We start from the raw sequence: 17,197 nt of genomic DNA on the forward strand, positions 1-17,197 counted from the left end.
AACCGTCGGCTAATCTTTTTTTCCAGCCCAAACCTAAGGTATATTTCGCCCTTCACAGGAGAAACTATGCTGCCAACTCAATCAACCCGATTAAACAAATACATTAGCGAGAGCGGGATCTGCTCACGTCGCGAGGCTGACCGTTACATTGAACAAGGTAACGTGTTTCTTAACGGCAAGCGCGCCACCATCGGTGACCAGGTGGTGCCTGGCGATGTGGTGAAAGTGAATGGTCAGGTCATCGAACCGCGTGATGCTGAAGACCTGGTGTTTATCGCGTTGAACAAGCCGGTTGGGATTGTCAGCACCACGGAAGATGGCGAGCGGGACAACATTGTTGATTTCGTGAACCACAGCAGCCGTATCTTCCCGATTGGCCGTCTGGATAAGGACTCTCAGGGGTTAATTTTCCTGACTAATCACGGCGATCTGGTGAACAAAATTCTGCGTGCCGGTAACGACCATGAGAAAGAGTACATTGTTACGGTGAACAAGCCGGTCACGGACGAGTTCATCCGGGGAATGGGCGCAGGCGTGCCGATTCTGGGCACCGTGACGAAGAAGTGTAAAGTCAGAAAAGAGGCGCCGTTTGCGTTTCGTATCACGCTGGTGCAGGGCCTGAATCGCCAGATCCGCCGCATGTGCGAGTACTTCGGTTATGAAGTGACGAAGCTGGAACGCACGCGCATCATGAACGTCAGCCTGTCTGGGATCCCGCTGGGCGAGTGGCGTGACTTAACGGATGACGAGCTGATCGAGCTGTTCAAACTTATCGAGAACTCCTCGTCCGAAGCGAAGCCGAAAGCTAAAGCCAAACCGAAAACGCAGGCGATTAAGCGTCCGGTGGTGAAGGCACCGCAGGCGGAAGAGAAAGGGCGGGGCAAGCCGGGCAACGGAAAACGCTTTACCCAGCCGGGGCGCAAAAAGAAAGGGCGCTGATTAGCGCCTTCCACGGGTTGATGTGCTGGCGGACCAGGAAAAAGTCGCCTCTGCATCGGGTTTATAAGCCTGCTCTTTTTTCAGCTTGCGGGCTTTTTTCGCCGCGGCATCACGTTGCGCCATCAGTTTATCGATGTACTCTTTTTTAACCTGATTGGTTTCGGCGTTCGTCAGCGTGCGGCCATGCGCGATGCGGGCGCGGTCGAGAAGCGTTTTCAGTTCGCGCTGCTCGGCTTCGGTCATGTCTTTCTGGGTCAAACGTGGTGTAGCCATTGCTGAAGCCTCCTGATGGGGAGGCTTCAGTGTAAAGCAAGCCGGGTCAATTAACCCTGTTTCACCGCATCTTTTTTCGGTTGGTCATCAATCGGCTTACCGGACCAGTATCCTGCTAACAGCGAACCGGACAGGTTGTGCCAGACGGAGAACAGCGCCCCCGGTAGCGCTGCCAGCGGTGAGAAGTAAATTTTACCCAGCGCCGCCGCCAGGCCGGAGTTCTGCATCCCCACTTCGATCGCCAGCGTGCGGCAGGTGGATTCGTCAAAGCCAAACAGCTTTCCGCCCCAGTAACCGCCCAGCAGACCAATAGTGTTATGCAGCACAACCGCGACGATCACCACAAAGCCCACCGAAGCAATGTGCGATGCGGAACCGGCTACCACGGCGCTGATAATGGCCAGTATGCAGACCATCGAAAACGCGGGCAGATACGGCTCAACCGCTTTCACTACCCGCGGGAAGAGATGGTGGATCACCAGCCCCAGCGCAATCGGGATCACCACGATTTGCAGGATGCTGAGCAGCATGCCCATCACGTCCACCTGGATATGCGCGTCCACATACAGGCGGGTTAACAGCGGCGTGGCAATCACGCCCACCAGCGTGGAAACCGACGAGATGGTGACGGAGAGCGCCACGTCGCCTTTCGCCAGATAGATCATGACGTTAGATGCCGTGCCGCTGGCGACGCTCCCCACCAGCACCATCCCTGCGGAAAGGTCGGGCGGCATCTTAAAGGCCATCGCCAGCAGCCAGGCCGCGAGCGGCATCACCAGGTAGTGCAGGAAAATCCCTGCGGCAACCGGCGCCGGGCGAGACAGCACGCGTTTGAAATCGTCAATTTTCAGATGCACGCCCATGCCGAACATAATCAGCATCAGCAGCGTGGTGACCCACGGACCAATGCCCGTGAACGTGGCAGGAGTGTAATACGCGAGTACAGAGAGCAGCAGCGCCCATAACGGGAACAGCCGGGTGATAGCGGAGAGCATAGTGAATTCCTTGCAGTATTGTCGTGTTGTTTTGTTATAAAAAAGCCGGGTCTGTGCCCGGCTTATTGATATTGTTTATCGTGCTAACGAATTTTATTCAAACAAATTCTGATGAAGTTTCTGCACGACCTGCTCGGCCTGATCGGCAGGGACCAGGAAGCAGAGGTTGTAGCTGGACGCGCCGTAGCAAATCATGCGGATATTGAACGGGTCGAGCACGCCGAACACCTCTTTGCCCACGCCGCACGCGCGCGACAGCTTATTACCGATGATGGCCACCAGCGCCAGATCTTCTTCCACCTCCACGCGGCACAACTCGGAAAGCTCAATCAGCAGCGACTGCGTCAGCAGGGTGTCGCCGGTAGAAGTGGAGCCGGTGGTGTCGAGCGTCAGCGCGATGCTGACTTCTGACGTGGTGATCAGGTCCACAGAGATATTGTGGCGCGCCAGGATGCCAAACACTTCCGCCAGAAATCCACGGGAGTGCAGCATATTATGGCTGTGCAGGGTAACCAGCGTCTGCTTACGACGCAGGGCCAGCGCGCGGAACAGCGGTGGGTTCTCGGTTTTCTTGCAGACCAGCGTCCCGCCCGCCTTTGGATCTTTACTGGAGCCAACGAAGACCGGAATGTCGCTGCGCACGGCGGGCAGCAGCGTGGCCGGGTGCAGCACTTTCGCGCCGAAAGTCGCCATTTCAGCCGCTTCTTCAAAGGCGATCACGTCAATACGTTTTGCCGCAGAGACCACGCGTGGGTCGGTGGTGTAGATACCCGGCACGTCCGTCCAGATATCCACGCGGGTGGCGTGCAGGGCTTCGCCCAGCAGGGCGGCGGTGTAGTCGCTGCCGCCACGGCCCAGCGTGGTTGTGCGCCCTTTGGCTTCGCTGCCGATAAAGCCCTGGGTGATCACTATGCCTTCATCCAGGCGCGGGGCAAGCTGCTGGTTGGTCAGCTCTGCCAGGGCTTCAACGTCCGGCTCGGCGCGGCCAAAGCGGTCGCTGGTGCGCATCACTTTACGCACGTCGAACCACTGCGCCTGAATATTGCGCTCGCGCATGATCTCAACGAACAGCAGGGTGGACATCAGTTCGCCGTGGCTGACCAGTTCATCGGTCAGTGCGCTGGAGGTGGCCAGCGACGCGGCTTCAGCCAGGGTGGTGATATTTTCCAGCAGGCGTTCCACTTCCTCACGAATGACGTTCGGGTTTTGCAGACGCTCGAGAATGTCGAACTGAATTTTGCGCAGTGCATCCAGCTTCACGAAACGCTCGGTCGCTTCCAGTCCTTCAGACAGGGAAACCAGCAGGTTCGTCACGCCGGCTGAGGCGGAAAGCACCACCAGGCGGGTATTCGGATCGGCCAGCACCACATCGGCGCTGCGGTTCATGGCATCGTAGTCTGCCACACTGGTGCCGCCAAACTTGGCGACCACAAAACTCGTCATAACAACCTCGTGTCAGGGAATGAATAGAGCGACCTTGGCACAAGAATGAAGCGAGAACAGGTGCAGGCGCAAAATACGGCCCTATAAATAAAATGCGGGGGAGGTCCTGTCAATGCTGGGATTATGCGGATTTTTCATGGGGGGGTACCCCTCAGAAACAGGACTTATAACAGGCCCATATTTTATGCTCCTTTTTCCCCCTTTTTGACCAACATTTCGCCACGCCGGAAGGGCGCGACAGCAGCTATACTTTTCGGGTCTTTTCACCTGCGTTTGATGCAGACCAGGGCAATGGCATAAAAACCATCACAATTTTTATTTGCAGGCGCTACAATCGACCGCAGTCACAATTCTCAAATCAGAAGAGTATTGCTATGAAAAACATCAACCCAACGCAGACCGCTGCATGGCAGGCACTACAGAAACATTTTGATGAAATGAAAGACGTCACTATCGCGGATCTGTTCGCGAAAGATGCCGATCGTTTCAGCAAGTTTTCCGCCACCTTCGATGACCTGATGCTGGTGGATTTCTCCAAGAACCGTATCACCGAAGAGACGCTGGCGAAGCTGCAAGATCTGGCGAAAGAGACTGAGCTGGCAGATGCCATCAAATCCATGTTCTCCGGTGAGAAAATCAACCGCACCGAAGACCGTGCCGTCCTGCACGTGGCCCTGCGTAACCGTAGCAATACGCCAATTATCGTAGACGGCAAAGATGTGATGCCGGAAGTGAACGCGGTGCTGGAAAAGATGAAAACCTTCTCTGAAGCGATCATCTCAGGTAGCTGGAAAGGCTACACCGGCAAAGCGATCACCGACGTCGTAAACATCGGTATCGGCGGCTCTGACCTCGGCCCGTTCATGGTGACCGAGGCGCTGCGCCCGTACAAAAACCACCTCAACATGCACTTCGTGTCCAACGTCGATGGGACTCACATCGCTGAAGTGCTGAAAAAGGTGAACCCGGAAACCACGCTATTCCTGGTGGCGTCTAAAACCTTCACCACTCAGGAAACCATGACCAACGCCCACAGCGCGCGCGACTGGTTCCTGAAAACCGCGGGCGACGAAAAGCACGTGGCGAAACACTTTGCGGCGCTGTCCACCAACGGTAAAGCGGTGGGTGAGTTCGGTATTGATACCGCGAACATGTTTGAGTTCTGGGACTGGGTGGGCGGCCGCTACTCACTGTGGTCTGCGATCGGTCTGTCCATCATCCTGTCCGTGGGCTTCGACAACTTCGTTGAACTGCTCTCCGGTGCGCACGCGATGGACAAACACTTCTCCACCACCGCGCCTGAGAAAAACCTGCCGGTGCTGCTGGCGCTGATCGGGATCTGGTACAACAACTTCTTCGGCGCTGAAACCGAAGCGATTCTGCCGTACGACCAGTACATGCACCGCTTTGCGGCCTACTTCCAGCAGGGCAACATGGAATCCAACGGCAAGTACGTTGACCGTAACGGCAACGCGGTGGATTACCAGACTGGCCCAATCATCTGGGGCGAGCCGGGCACCAACGGCCAGCACGCGTTCTACCAGCTGATCCACCAGGGTACCAAAATGGTACCGTGCGATTTCATCGCCCCGGCGATTACGCACAACCCACTGTCCGACCACCATCCGAAGCTGCTGTCTAACTTCTTCGCCCAGACCGAAGCGCTGGCGTTCGGTAAATCCCGCGAGGTGGTTGAGCAGGAATACCGTGACCAGGGTAAAGATCCGGCTACGCTGGAGCACGTTGTGCCGTTTAAAGTATTCGAAGGCAACCGTCCAACTAACTCCATTCTGCTGCGCGAAATCACGCCGTTCAGCCTGGGTGCGCTGATTGCCCTCTACGAGCACAAAATCTTCACTCAGGGCGCTATTCTGAACATCTTCACCTTTGACCAGTGGGGCGTTGAGCTGGGCAAACAGCTGGCAAACCGCATTCTGCCAGAGCTGGGTGACGATAAAGCGATCGACAGCCACGACAGCTCCACTAATGGTCTGATTAACCGTTATAAAGCCTGGCGTGCGTAATAAATATGTCATGAACAATGCCGGCGATATGCCGGCATTTTTTTATCGGATAATTCCTGATGTCTGTTAGTTATCTCAAATTCTGAATCTGAGTTTAATCCGAAAAAGACGGTAACCCCGTTAATTGCTGAGGTTTATTTTAAGAAAATACGGAGTGATGCTTTAATGTTCTTATATTATAAATGTTTGATTTATAGTGATTATATATTTCCTTGATTCTATTTTCCTTCCATTTTTAACCATTAGTCTGAAAACCTCATCCCTATTTACCCCCACGGTAAACCCACTGCTTTAGTTGTGTATACTCGAATCCGCCTGAATTTCTTTTCGGGCAAATCTCCATTCATTCATTGAAGGGAAATTGTTATGAAGAAAGTACTGTATGGCATTTTTGCCATATCTACGCTTGCGGCGACGTCTGTCTATGCAGCTCCGGTCCAGGTCGGGGAAGCAGCAGGGTCGGCAGCGACGTCTGCGTCTGCGGGGAGTTCTACCGCAGCCAGCACCAGCGCCGTAAGTTCAGCCGTGGGTGTCGCGCTGGCGGCAACCGGTGGCGGTGATGGCTCCAATACCGGAACCACGACCACTACGACGACCAGCACCCAGTAATAACGGGTGTTTTAATCATAACCACACTTCGGTGTGGTTATTTCGCCCCTTCGGAGAAGAGTCGTGAAGCGACCTGCAATCATCCTGATTTGCCTGCTGTTGCAGGCGTGCTCAGCTACCACCAAAGGGCTGGGCCACTCACTGTGGGACAGCATGTTCGGCACGCCGGGCGTGCATCTGACCGATGACGAACTTCAGAACATGCCGTATGCCAGCCAGTACATGCAGCTAAACGATGGTCCGCAACTGTTTGTGGTGCTCGCTTTCGATGAAAACGGGCAGCAGAAATGGGTGACGCAGGATCAGGCCACCATCGTGACGCAGCATTCCCGCATCGTGAAAACGTTGCTCGGCGGCGACAACCTGCTTGAGGTGAACAACCTGGCTGAAGATCCGCTCATCAAGCCGAATCAGATCGTCGATGGCGCAAGCTGGACGCGCACGATGGGCTGGACCGAGCATAAACAGGTGCGCTACGCCACGGCCCGCTCCACCTTCCGCTGGGACGGTACGGACAGTGTCAAAGTGGGCAGCGACGAAACGCAGGTGCGCGTGCTGGATGAAGAAGTGACAACCGATCAGGCCACCTGGCATAACCGCTTCTGGGTGGACGAAGAGGGGCAAATCCGCCAGTCCTTACAGTATCTCGGTGCCGGTTTCTTCCCGGTGAAGGCCACCCTGATCAAGGCGGCGAAATCATGAAAATGTTCATCCACATTGCGCTTCTCGCCAGCCTGACCTCGCCGCTGGCGTGGTCTGCGGGAACGGTACAGGTCTACACCCCGGACAGCGAAAAACCTAAAACCTTAACCAATGCCGGGCATCTGCTCGATCTGGTGGGGCAGCCGAGGCTGGCGAAAAGCTGGTGGACCGGGGCGGTGATCAGCGAGCGTCAGGCGACGATCGTAGCGGAACAAAAACATCAGGCGCTGCTCGCCCGACTGAGCGGGCTGGCACAACAGGAAGATACCGACGATGCCGCGGCCATTACTAGCCTGCGTCAACAGCTTCAGGCGGTTAAGGTGACGGGGCGCCAGAAGGTGAATCTGGATCCGGATGAGGTGCGCGTTGCGGAAAACGGCAATCCGTCGCTGGAAGGGGACTATACCCTGTGGCTTCCGGCTCAACCTTCCACCGTCACCGTGATGGGGCTTCTCAGCAGCCCTGGCAAAAAGCCGTTTACGCCGGGCCGGGACATGGCGAGCTATCTCGACGAGCAAAGTCTGCTCAGCGGAGCGGATAACAGCTATGCCTGGGTGGTCTATCCGGACGGGCATACGCAGAAAGCGCCGGTGGCTTACTGGAATAAACGCCATATCGAACCTATGCCAGGCAGCATCATTTTTGTCGGTTTTGCCGACCATTTCTGGACGAAAGCGTATGACGGGCTTAATGCCGATATCCTTCGCTCCCTGATACAGCGGATACCGGAATAATGAAAAAAACCTATCTCTACAGCATGCTTGCACTGTGCGTGAGTGCCGCCTGTCATGCAGAAATGTATCCGGCACCCATCGGCCCGTCGCAGTCCGATTTTGGCGGCGTGGGCTTACTGCAAACCCCAACCGCGCGTATGGCCCGCGAGGGGGAAATCAGCCTTAACTATCGCGATAACGATCAGTACCGTTACTACTCTGCGTCCGTGCAGCTGTTCCCCTGGCTGGAGACCACGCTGCGCTACACCGACGTGCGTACAAAACAGTACAGCAGCGTGGATGCCTTCTCCGGCGACCAGACTTATAAAGACAAAGCTTTCGACGTGAAGCTGCGCCTGTGGGAAGAGAGCTACTGGATGCCGCAGGTCTCCGTTGGTGCGAAGGATATCGGCGGGACCGGCCTGTTTGACGCGGAATATATCGTGGCCAGCAAAGCCTGGGGACCGTTTGATTTCTCACTCGGTCTGGGATGGGGCTATCTCGGCACCAGCGGCAACGTCAAAAATCCGTTCTGTACCTACAGCGATAAATACTGCTACCGCGATAACAGCTACCAGAAAGCGGGCTCCATCAACGGGGACCAGATGTTCCACGGCCCGGCCTCGCTGTTTGGTGGCGTGGAGTATCAAACACCGTGGCAGCCGTTACGTCTGAAGCTGGAGTACGAAGGAAACGACTACTCGCAGGACTTCGCCGGGAAAATTGAGCAAAAGAGCAAGTTTAACGTCGGCGCCATTTACCGCGTCACCGACTGGGCCGACGTTAACCTCAGCTATGAGCGCGGTAATACCCTGATGTTTGGCTTTACCCTACGCACTAACTTTAACGACATGCGGCCGCACTACAATGACAACCCGCGGCCAAAATATCAGCCGGAGCCGCAGGATGCGATCATTCAGCACTCCGTGGTAGCGAATCAGCTGACGCTGCTGAAATATAACGCGGGCCTGGCGGATCCAAAGATCCAGACCAAAGGCGATACGCTGTACGTCACCGGCGAGCAGGTAAAATACCGCGACTCCCGCGAAGGGATCGAGCGCGCCAACCGGATCGTCATGAACGATCTGCCGGAGGGGATCCGCACGATCCGCGTGACGGAGAACCGCCTCAACCTGCCGCAGGTCACAACCGAAACCGATGTTGCCAGCCTTAAGCGTCATCTTGAAGGCGAACCGCTGGGACATGAAACCGAGCTGGTACAAAAACGCGTTGAGCCGGTGGTGCCAGAGAGCACCGAGCAGGGCTGGTATATCGATAAATCCCGCTTCGATTTCCATATCGATCCGGTGCTGAACCAGTCCGTGGGTGGGCCGGAAAACTTCTACATGTATCAGCTGGGGGCGATGGCGACGGCGGATCTGTGGGTGACCGACCACCTGTTGACCACCGGTAGTCTGTTCGGCAACATTGCTAACAACTACGACAAATTTAACTACACCAACCCGCCGAACGATTCAAAACTGCCGCGCGTGCGTACTCGCGTTCGCGAATATGTGCAGAACGATATCTACGTGAATAACCTCCAGGCCAACTACTTCCAGTACTTCGGCAACGGCTTCTACGGCCAGGTTTACGGTGGCTATCTGGAAACCATGTTCGGCGGCGCCGGGGCAGAAGTGCTTTATCGTCCTGTCGACAGCAACTGGGCGTTTGGGGTTGATGCCAACTACGTGAAACAGCGTGACTGGCGCAGCGCGCAGGACATGATGAAGTTCACCGACTACAGCGTCAAAACCGGCCACCTGACCGCCTACTGGACGCCGTCGTTCGCGCAGGACGTGCTGGTGAAAGCCAGCGTCGGCCAGTATCTGGCGGGTGATAAGGGCGGCACGCTGGATATCTCCAAACACTTCGACAGCGGCGTGGTGGTGGGCGGCTATGCCACCATCACCAACGTTTCGCCAGACGAGTACGGGGAAGGGGACTTCACCAAAGGGGTGTACGTGTCGATTCCGCTGGATCTGTTCTCATCAGGCCCAACCCGCAGCCGTGCGGCAGTGGGCTGGACGCCGCTGACGCGCGACGGCGGTCAGCAGCTTGGACGTAAATTCCAGCTGTATGATATGACCAGCGATAAGAACATTAACTTCCGCTGATGCTTATTTGCCCGGTGGCGCTGCGCTTACCGGGCCTACGAGAGTGTTTTTGTAGGCCGGGCAAACGCAGTGCCGCCCGGCAAGAATGTTCATCTGGACAAAACATAAACAAAAAATATAGATCCCCGTCACATTTTTGCGTTATACAGGAACCTCGCCCTGGAGAATGAGGTGCTGTATGACATCCCTGACTCGTCCGCGCGTTGAGTTTATCTCAACGATACTCCAGACCGTGCTGAACCTCGGTCTGCTGAGCCTTGGCCTGATCCTGGTCGTTTTTCTGGGTAAAGAGACGGTGCATCTGGCGGATGTGCTGTTCGCCCCTGAGCAAACCAGCAAATACGCGCTGGTGGAAGGCCTGGTGGTCTACTTTCTCTACTTTGAATTTATTGCCCTGATTGTGAAGTACTTTCAGTCCGGCTTTCACTTCCCGCTGCGCTATTTTGTCTATATTGGCATCACCGCCATTGTGCGGCTGATCATCGTCGATCATAAATCCCCGCTCGACGTGCTGATCTACTCGGCGGCGATCCTGCTGCTGGTGATCACCCTCTGGCTGTGCAACTCGAAGCGGCTGAAACGCGAATAAAAAAAAATGGCGGCCCGGAGGCCGCCGAATAACAGTCACAAGTTGGTTCAATACAATACGTCTAAAGTTGAGGGTTGCAGTGGCATAACAAATGAAACTTAACCTTTCACACCGCCCGCCGTCAGGCCGTTGACCAGCCAGCGCTGGGCCAGCAGGAACACCACGGTAATCGGGATGGCAGAGAGGACGGCCGCCGCGGCAAAGTCGCCCCACAGGTAGTTTTGCGGGTTGAGGTACTGCTGCATACCGACGGCAAGGGTGTAGCTGTTCACATCGCGCAGTAGCAGTGAGGCGACCGGGACTTCGGTGATGGCGGCGATAAACGACAGGATAAACACCACCGCCAGAATCGGCACCGACAGCGGCAGCAGCACCAGACGGAACGCCTGCCACGGTGTCGCCCCATCCAGCGCCGCCGCTTCTTCCAGCGAACCGTCGATGGTTTCGAAATAGCCTTTGATGGTCCACACGTGCAGGGCGATGCCGCCAAGATAGGCGAAGATCACGCCGCCGTGAGTGTTCAGACCGATGAACGGGACGTACTGGCCCAGACGGTCAAACAGGGCATACAGCGCCACCAGCGAGAGTACCGCCGGGAACATCTGGAAAATCAGCATCCCTTTCAGCAGCGTCGCTTTGCCCGGGAAACGCATACGGGCGAAGGCATAAGCGCAGGTGGTGGAAAGCGCCACGATGCCGATCGCGGTGATGGTCGCGACTTTCACCGAGTTCCACAGCCACAGCAGCACCGGGAACGGCGGCGGCGTGACGCGGCCATCGGCATGTTCAACGCTGAAGCCCAGCGCGAGCTTCCAGTGCTCCCAGGAGATTTCGTCCGGGATCAGGCTCCCGGTCGCGAAGTTGCCCGAGCGCAGGGAGATGGCGATAACCATCAGCAGCGGGAACATAATCGCCGCAATAAAAATCAGCAGGCCTAAGTGCGTCGCGAGGAGGCGCAGTTTCTGAGATTTGGGTTGTACCATTGCCATGTTCAGTGCCCTCCTTAGTCAAATTTCATACGTGTGGCTTTCAGGTTCACAATCGCCAGGGCGCCCACCAGCAGGAAGATCAGGGTGGCAATCGCCGCCGCCAGGCCGAAGTCCTGACCGCCGCCGCCCTCGAAGGCGATGCGGTAGGTGTAGCTCACGAGCAGGTCGGTATAGCCTGCCGGCGTGGTGGTGCCGAGACGGTCCGGGCCACCGTTGGTCAACAGCTGAATCAGCACAAAGTTGTTAAAGTTAAAGGCGAAGCTGGCGATCATCAGCGGCGTCAGCGGCTTAATGAGCAGCGGCAGGGTAATTTTGAAGAAGTTCTGGAACGGACCCGCGCCGTCCATCGCCGAGGCTTCGTACAGATCGTCCGGGATAGCCTTCAGCAGCCCCATGCACAGGATCATCATGTACGGATAACCGAGCCAGGTGTTCACGATGATAATCATCGAGCGAGCGGTGGTTGGGTCGCTGAACCAGGCCGGTTTGATACCGAACAGCGCGCTCAGCATCATGTTGATTTCACCGAAGCTCTGGTTAAACAGCCCTTTGAAAATCAGAATCGAGATAAACGACGGCACGGCGTAGGGCAGAATCAGCAGCACGCGGTAAATCGCTTTGCCTTTCAGGGACTCCCACTGCACGAGGCAGGCCAGCACCATGCCCACGGCCACGGTCAGGATCACGGTCAGCACCGAGAAGACCACCGTCCAGACGAAGATGGCGAAGAACGGTTTCTGGATGCCTTCGTCGGTAAATACGCGGGTGAAGTTGTCCCAGCCGATGGTGACGGTATAGCCCGGGCTGAGTTTGTCGTCGCCCCAGCTGCCGTCGGCATTCACCGACTGATAGAAACCGATATCGTTGTTCGGACGGTACTTCACGCCGCTCTGGTTGTTGGTCAGCGTGCCGTCATCCGCCAGAGTATAAAGCGGCTGCGTGCCGGAGAACTGGCGCAGCGAGCTCATGGTTACTTTGCTGTCATCGGGCAGCACGGCGGTGAGCTGGGTCAGCGCCTGACGATTCTGGGTAATGATACGCAGGTTCGCACGTTCACCTTCCGGCAGGGCCGCAGCCTCTTTTAAGGCCAGCTTCTGCTCGCCGCCAAATTTGAACGCGTCGGAAAGATAGGTTTTGCCGCTCTCACCGTCAGTGAGCGCTAACTTCCACTCGTCACCCGTGGGATACAGGCCGAAGTTAAAGGTTTTACCCGCCTGGTAAGAACGATCCAGAAGCACCTGGGTGGCACGCTCCTGCGCGAGCTGGTTGGTGCTGCTGTAGTTGGTAAAGGCAATCGCGATGGTGCAGATCAGCGGAAAGAGGACAAACAGCCCCATCCCGGCAACGCCCGGGTAGACATAGCGCCAGGCGTACGCTTTACGGTTGGCGAAAATATACAGGCCAACCGAGCTTAAAATCAGCGTCATGATGGCAAACAGGTATTCCCCTTGCACGTACATTAAAACAACAAGGTAACCCACCAGCAGACACAGCAGACCTATCACTGACCACTTCAGTGCGTCGCTTTGCCACCAGTGTTTCTTTTTAATGACATCCATGGGGTTCTTCCTCTACAACGGTGGAAACTTATCGTCAGGTGGCGCTGCGCTTACCTGACCTACGGATCGTGCCGTAGTCGTAGGGCGGGTAAGCGCACGCGCCACCCGCCGTTTTTCAGACTTACTTAGTAATACGGCCCTGAGCATCTTTCAGTGCGGCATCGACACTCTGGCGACCGCTTGCAGCGTTGATGACCGCGGTACGGGTGGCGTACCAGAACGCAGCCATCTGTGGGATGTTCGGCATGATTTCGCCTTTCTGGGCGTTATCCATGGTGGCCGCAATACGCGGATCTTTCGCCAGCTGATCCTGGAAGGATTTCAGCGCAACGGCGCCCAGCGGCTTGTCCTTGTTCACTTCATCCAGACCCTGATCGGTCAGCAGGTAGTTTTCGAGGAACTCTTTCGCCAGCTCTTTGTTCGGGCTGGCGGCGTTGATACCTGCGCTCAGCACGCCCACGAACGGTTTAGACGGCTTGCCGTTGAAGGTTGGCAGCAGGGTCACGCCGTAGTTGATTTTGCTCTTGTCGATGTTGGTCCAGGCCCACGGACCATTGATGGTCATCGCGGTTTCGCCTTTGTTGAACGCCGCTTCCGCGATGGAGTAGTCGGTATCCGCATTCATGTGTTTGTTCTTGATGAGGTCAACCAGGAAGGTCAGACCCGCTTTCGCACCTGCGTTGTCCACGCCCACGTCTTTCACGTCATACTTGCCGTTTTCAAACTTGAACGCGTAACCGCCGTCGGCAGCAATCAGCGGCCAGGTGAAGTACGGCTCTTGCAGGTTGAACATCAGGGCGGATTTACCTTTCGCCTTCAGCTCTTTATCCAGAGCAGGGATCTCTTCCCAGGTTTTCGGCGGGTTTGGCACCAGGTCTTTGTTGTAAATCAGTGACAGCGCTTCAACCGCGATTGGGTAAGCGATCAGCCTGCCGTTATAGCGAACGGCGTCCCAGGTGAACGGGAACAGTTTGTCCTGGAAGGCTTTGTCTGGCGTAACTTCTGCCAGCAGGCCAGACTGCGCGTAGCCCCCGAAACGGTCATGCGCCCAGAAGATAATGTCCGGACCATCGCCAGTTGCCGCAACCTGCGGGAACTTCTCTTCCAGTTTGTCCGGGTGTTCTACGGTGACTTTGATACCGGTGTCTTTCTCGAATTTTTTGCCCACTTCGGCCAGACCGTTATAGCCCTTGTCGCCGTTAATCCAGATAACCAGCTTACCTTCTTCAATTTTGGCGAGAGCCGGTGCGGAAATCATCATTGCTGCGAGGGCGGACAATGCGAAAACGCGTGCGCCAGTCTTGATCTTCATATCTGCCATCCTTTATTGGTGATGTGCTCGTGGATACATAAGGTGGTTCAACGTGACTCAGTCTCCTTATTTGACATCCTCTTTCCATCCTCCCAGTCCCTACGCCCCACCCCCTGTTTGTGTGATCCCTGTAACATAAATTTAAGTTATGAGTGCTGGCGCACATAAAAACCCACTGAATTTTGCAGGCCGCTTCACGATTTTCGCCTCAGCCCCTCCGCTGCGGTCGCAGAGCCTGCTCTCTCATCCTCCCGCCTCCTCCCCCATAAAAAAGCCGGGGGGTGGAGGATTCACGAAAGTAATGGAACACGCATAGTGAACTTATCTTGAATGTTTCTGTCGGTGACAGGTTGTAACGAAGGGAGAAGGGCATGGCGAGCGTACAGCTGCGTAATGTAACGAAAGCCTGGGGCGACGTAGTGGTGTCAAAAGACATCAATCTGGACATCCACGAAGGTGAGTTTGTGGTGTTCGTGGGTCCATCAGGCTGTGGTAAATCGACTCTGCTGCGTATGATTGCCGGTCTTGAAACCATCACCAGTGGCGATTTATTTATTGGTGATACCCGAATGAACGACATCCCGCCAGCTGAACGCGGCGTGGGCATGGTGTTCCAGTCTTATGCCCTTTATCCGCATCTTTCCGTTGCCGAGAACATGTCCTTTGGCCTGAAGCTGGCCGGCGCGAAAAAAGAGACCATTAACCAGCGCGTCACCCAGGTGGCGGAAGTGCTCCAGCTGGCACATCTGCTGGAGCGTAAACCGAAGGCGCTCTCCGGTGGTCAGCGTCAGCGTGTGGCCATTGGCCGTACGCTGGTGGCCGAGCCGCGCGTGTTCCTGCTCGATGAACCGCTTTCTAACCTGGATGCCGCCCTGCGCGTCCAGATGCGTATCGAAATCTCCCGTCTGCACAAACGCCTTGGACGCACGATGATTTACGTCACCCACGATCAGGTCGAAGCAATGACGCTGGCCGACAAAATCGTGGTGCTGGACGCCGGTCGCGTGGCGCAGGTGGGCAAACCGCTGGAGCTGTATCACTACCCGGCAGACCGCTTTGTTGCGGGCTTCATTGGCTCGCCAAAGATGAACTTCCTGCCCGTAAAAGTGACCGCGACGGCAATCGAACAGGTACAGGTGGAGCTGCCAAACCGTCAGCAAGTCTGGCTGCCGGTCGACAGCGCCAACGTACAGGTGGGGGCCAATATGTCCCTCGGTATCCGCCCTGAGCATTTACTGCCGAGCCACATCGCTGATGTGACGCTGGAAGGTGAAGTTCAGGTCGTCGAACAGCTTGGTCACGAAACACAGATTCATATCCAGATCCCCGCCATCCGTCAGAACCTGGTCTACCGCCAGAATGACGTGGTGTTGGTAGAAGAGGGTGCCACATTCGCTATCGGTTTGCCGCCAGAGCGCTGCCATCTGTTCCGTGAGGATGGCACTGCATGTCGTCGGTTGCACAAAGAGCCAGGCGTTTAAGCATTCCAATTACAAAGAAAAGCAATGATCTCAGGAGATAGAATAATGATTACTCTGCGCAAAGTCCCTCTGGCTGTCGCCATTGCGGCAGGCATCCTGTCTGCCCAGGCGGGCGCCGTAGACTTTAAAGGTTATGCTCGTTCCGGCATTGGCTGGACCGGAAGTGGCGGTGAACAACAATGTTTCCAGGCAACAGGCGCACAAAGTAAATACCGTCTCGGTAACGAATGTGAAACCTACGCCGAACTGAAACTGGGCCAGGAAGTGTGGAAAGAAGGCGACAAGAGCTTCTATTTCGACACCAACGTAGCGTACTCCGTTTCTCAACAGAATGACTGGGAATCCACCAGCCCGGCCTTCCGTGAAGCTAACGTGCAGGGTAAAAACCTGATTGAATGGCTGCCAGGCTCTACCATCTGGGCCGGTAAACGCTTCTATCAGCGTCATGACGTACACATGATCGACTTCTACTACTGGGATATCTCTGGTCCTGGTGCCGGTATTGAAAACATCGATCTGGGCTTTGGTAAACTCTCTCTTGCAGCGACCCGTTCTTCTGAGTCCGGCGGTTCTGCGACCTTCGCCGATCGTGATGCGAACGGTGACCGTATTTATGACAACGTAGTACCAAACGACGTCTTCGACGTGCGTTTAGCCGGTCTGGAAACCAACCCGGGCGGTACGCTGGAGCTGGGCGTTGACTATGGTCATACCAACATTCCTGACGACTACTATCTGCAACCTGGCGCCTCTAAAGATGGCTGGCTGTTCACCGCTGAACACACCCAGAGCATGATGAAAGGCTTCAACAAGTTCGTGCTGCAATACGGTACGGACTCCATGACCTCTAACGGTAAAGGTATTCCACAGGGCGGCAGCATCGATAACGACGGCTCTATGTGGCGCGTGCTGGATCACGGTGCAATCACCCTGGCAGACCGTTGGGACCTGATGTACGTCGGTATGTACCAGAACATCGATCGTGACAACAACAACGGTACCGAGTGGTGGACCGTGGGTGTTCGTCCAATGTTCAAATGGACGCCGATCATGAGCACCTTGCTGGAAGTGGGCTACGACAACGTCAAATCTCAGAAAACTGACGACAAAAACAGCCAGTACAAAATCACCCTGGCACAGCAATGGCAGGCAGGCGACAGCATCTGGTCCCGTCCGGCTATCCGCGTCTTCGCAACCTACGCGAAGTGGGATGAGAAATGGGGCTATGCAAACAACGACTCAGGTGCAGGTTACACCTCTGGCGTAGCGTATAGCGACACCTCCGCGAAAACCTTCAGCCGTGGCGACAACGATGAGTGGACCTTCGGCGCCCAGATGGAAATCTGGTGGTAATTCGTCAAGCCTGACGTAATGACCTGAAAAGAGGGGCGCAAGCCCCTCTCTCCTTAGGGTGCTGCGCGCTATTGCCTGGCCACCGCAGTGCTCACGCTA

At 55.9% G+C, this 17,197-nt stretch carries 15 protein-coding genes; 9 read left to right on the forward strand and 6 right to left on the reverse strand.

Annotation, left to right across the window (positions count from 1 at the left end):
• Positions 1–66 precede the first annotated feature (66 nt).
• On the forward strand, positions 67–939 hold the full coding sequence (rluF, locus tag FZF21_RS01445) for a 23S rRNA pseudouridine(2604) synthase RluF (protein WP_003860347.1): 873 nt from the start codon (positions 67–69) through the stop codon (positions 937–939).
• Here rluF and FZF21_RS01450 read toward each other — a convergent pair whose 3' ends face one another.
• The 3 genes from FZF21_RS01450 to lysC form a co-directional block, all read right to left on the reverse strand.
• The gene (locus FZF21_RS01450; RefSeq protein WP_017382612.1) at positions 940–1,212 is read right to left on the reverse strand and encodes a DUF3811 domain-containing protein; all 273 of its coding nucleotides are present in this window, start codon (positions 1,210–1,212) and stop codon (positions 940–942) included. It abuts the gene before it with no gap.
• A 50-nt stretch (positions 1,213–1,262) separates the two neighbouring features.
• Positions 1,263–2,207 (reverse strand): ketopantoate/pantoate/pantothenate transporter PanS, encoded by a 945-nt coding sequence (panS, locus tag FZF21_RS01455; protein WP_015570166.1) that lies wholly within the window; start codon positions 2,205–2,207, stop codon positions 1,263–1,265.
• Between the two features lie 93 nt (positions 2,208–2,300).
• Complete coding sequence (lysC, locus tag FZF21_RS01460; RefSeq protein WP_006810501.1) at positions 2,301–3,650, reverse strand: lysine-sensitive aspartokinase 3; 1,350 nt, start codon at positions 3,648–3,650, stop codon at positions 2,301–2,303.
• Between the two features lie 374 nt (positions 3,651–4,024).
• Between lysC and pgi the strand changes: the two genes are divergently transcribed.
• The 6 genes from pgi (at position 4,025) to psiE (ending at position 10,404) form a co-directional block, all read left to right on the forward strand.
• Positions 4,025–5,674: a glucose-6-phosphate isomerase gene (pgi, locus tag FZF21_RS01465; RefSeq protein ID WP_003860343.1), complete on the forward strand. Its 1,650-nt coding sequence runs from the start codon at positions 4,025–4,027 to the stop codon at positions 5,672–5,674.
• Between the two features lie 366 nt (positions 5,675–6,040).
• A complete protein-coding gene (gene yjbE / locus FZF21_RS01470) occupies positions 6,041–6,283 on the forward strand; it encodes an exopolysaccharide production protein YjbE (protein ID WP_032620653.1) in 243 nt (80 codons plus the stop codon).
• A gap of 63 nt (positions 6,284–6,346) precedes the next feature.
• Positions 6,347–6,985 (forward strand): YjbF family lipoprotein, encoded by a 639-nt coding sequence (locus tag FZF21_RS01475; protein WP_017382614.1) that lies wholly within the window; start codon positions 6,347–6,349, stop codon positions 6,983–6,985.
• Positions 6,982–7,719 carry a capsule biosynthesis GfcC D2 domain-containing protein gene (locus tag FZF21_RS01480; RefSeq protein ID WP_047736651.1) on the forward strand — a complete coding sequence of 246 codons (738 nt, stop codon included), beginning with the start codon at positions 6,982–6,984 and terminating at the stop codon, positions 7,717–7,719. The genes FZF21_RS01475 and FZF21_RS01480 overlap by 4 nt, the downstream gene beginning before the upstream one ends.
• Positions 7,719–9,815, forward strand: coding sequence for a YjbH domain-containing protein (locus FZF21_RS01485; RefSeq protein WP_149121115.1), 2,097 nt, complete (start codon positions 7,719–7,721; stop codon positions 9,813–9,815). Before FZF21_RS01480 ends, FZF21_RS01485 begins: the two co-directional genes overlap by 1 nt.
• 178 nt (positions 9,816–9,993) lie before the next feature.
• The gene (gene psiE / locus FZF21_RS01490; RefSeq protein ID WP_000202963.1) at positions 9,994–10,404 is read left to right on the forward strand and encodes a phosphate-starvation-inducible protein PsiE; all 411 of its coding nucleotides are present in this window, start codon (positions 9,994–9,996) and stop codon (positions 10,402–10,404) included.
• 98 nt (positions 10,405–10,502) lie between these two features.
• Here the strand turns inward: psiE and malG are convergent, their stop codons facing one another.
• The 3 genes from malG to malE form a co-directional block, all read right to left on the reverse strand.
• The gene (malG, locus tag FZF21_RS01495) at positions 10,503–11,393 is read right to left on the reverse strand and encodes a maltose ABC transporter permease MalG (RefSeq protein ID WP_047736649.1); all 891 of its coding nucleotides are present in this window, start codon (positions 11,391–11,393) and stop codon (positions 10,503–10,505) included.
• 14 nt (positions 11,394–11,407) lie between these two features.
• A complete protein-coding gene (malF, locus tag FZF21_RS01500) occupies positions 11,408–12,952 on the reverse strand; it encodes a maltose ABC transporter permease MalF (RefSeq protein WP_015570169.1) in 1,545 nt (514 codons plus the stop codon).
• Between the two features lie 121 nt (positions 12,953–13,073).
• Entirely contained in the window at positions 13,074–14,264 is a 1,191-nt protein-coding gene (malE, locus tag FZF21_RS01505; RefSeq protein WP_047736648.1) for a maltose/maltodextrin ABC transporter substrate-binding protein MalE, read from the reverse strand.
• Between the two features lie 371 nt (positions 14,265–14,635).
• Between malE and malK the strand changes: the two genes are divergently transcribed.
• Both malK and FZF21_RS01515 read left to right on the forward strand, forming a co-directional pair.
• Entirely contained in the window at positions 14,636–15,745 is a 1,110-nt protein-coding gene (gene malK, locus FZF21_RS01510; RefSeq protein WP_003860329.1) for a maltose/maltodextrin ABC transporter ATP-binding protein MalK, read from the forward strand.
• A 42-nt stretch (positions 15,746–15,787) separates the two neighbouring features.
• Complete coding sequence (locus FZF21_RS01515) at positions 15,788–17,098, forward strand: maltoporin (RefSeq protein ID WP_026080558.1); 1,311 nt, start codon at positions 15,788–15,790, stop codon at positions 17,096–17,098.
• The last annotated feature ends 99 nt before the right edge of the window (positions 17,099–17,197 follow it).

Origin of the sequence: Enterobacter sp. LU1 (assembly GCF_008271405.2) — a bacterium.
Lineage (GTDB): Bacteria > Pseudomonadota > Gammaproteobacteria > Enterobacterales > Enterobacteriaceae > Enterobacter > Enterobacter hormaechei_C.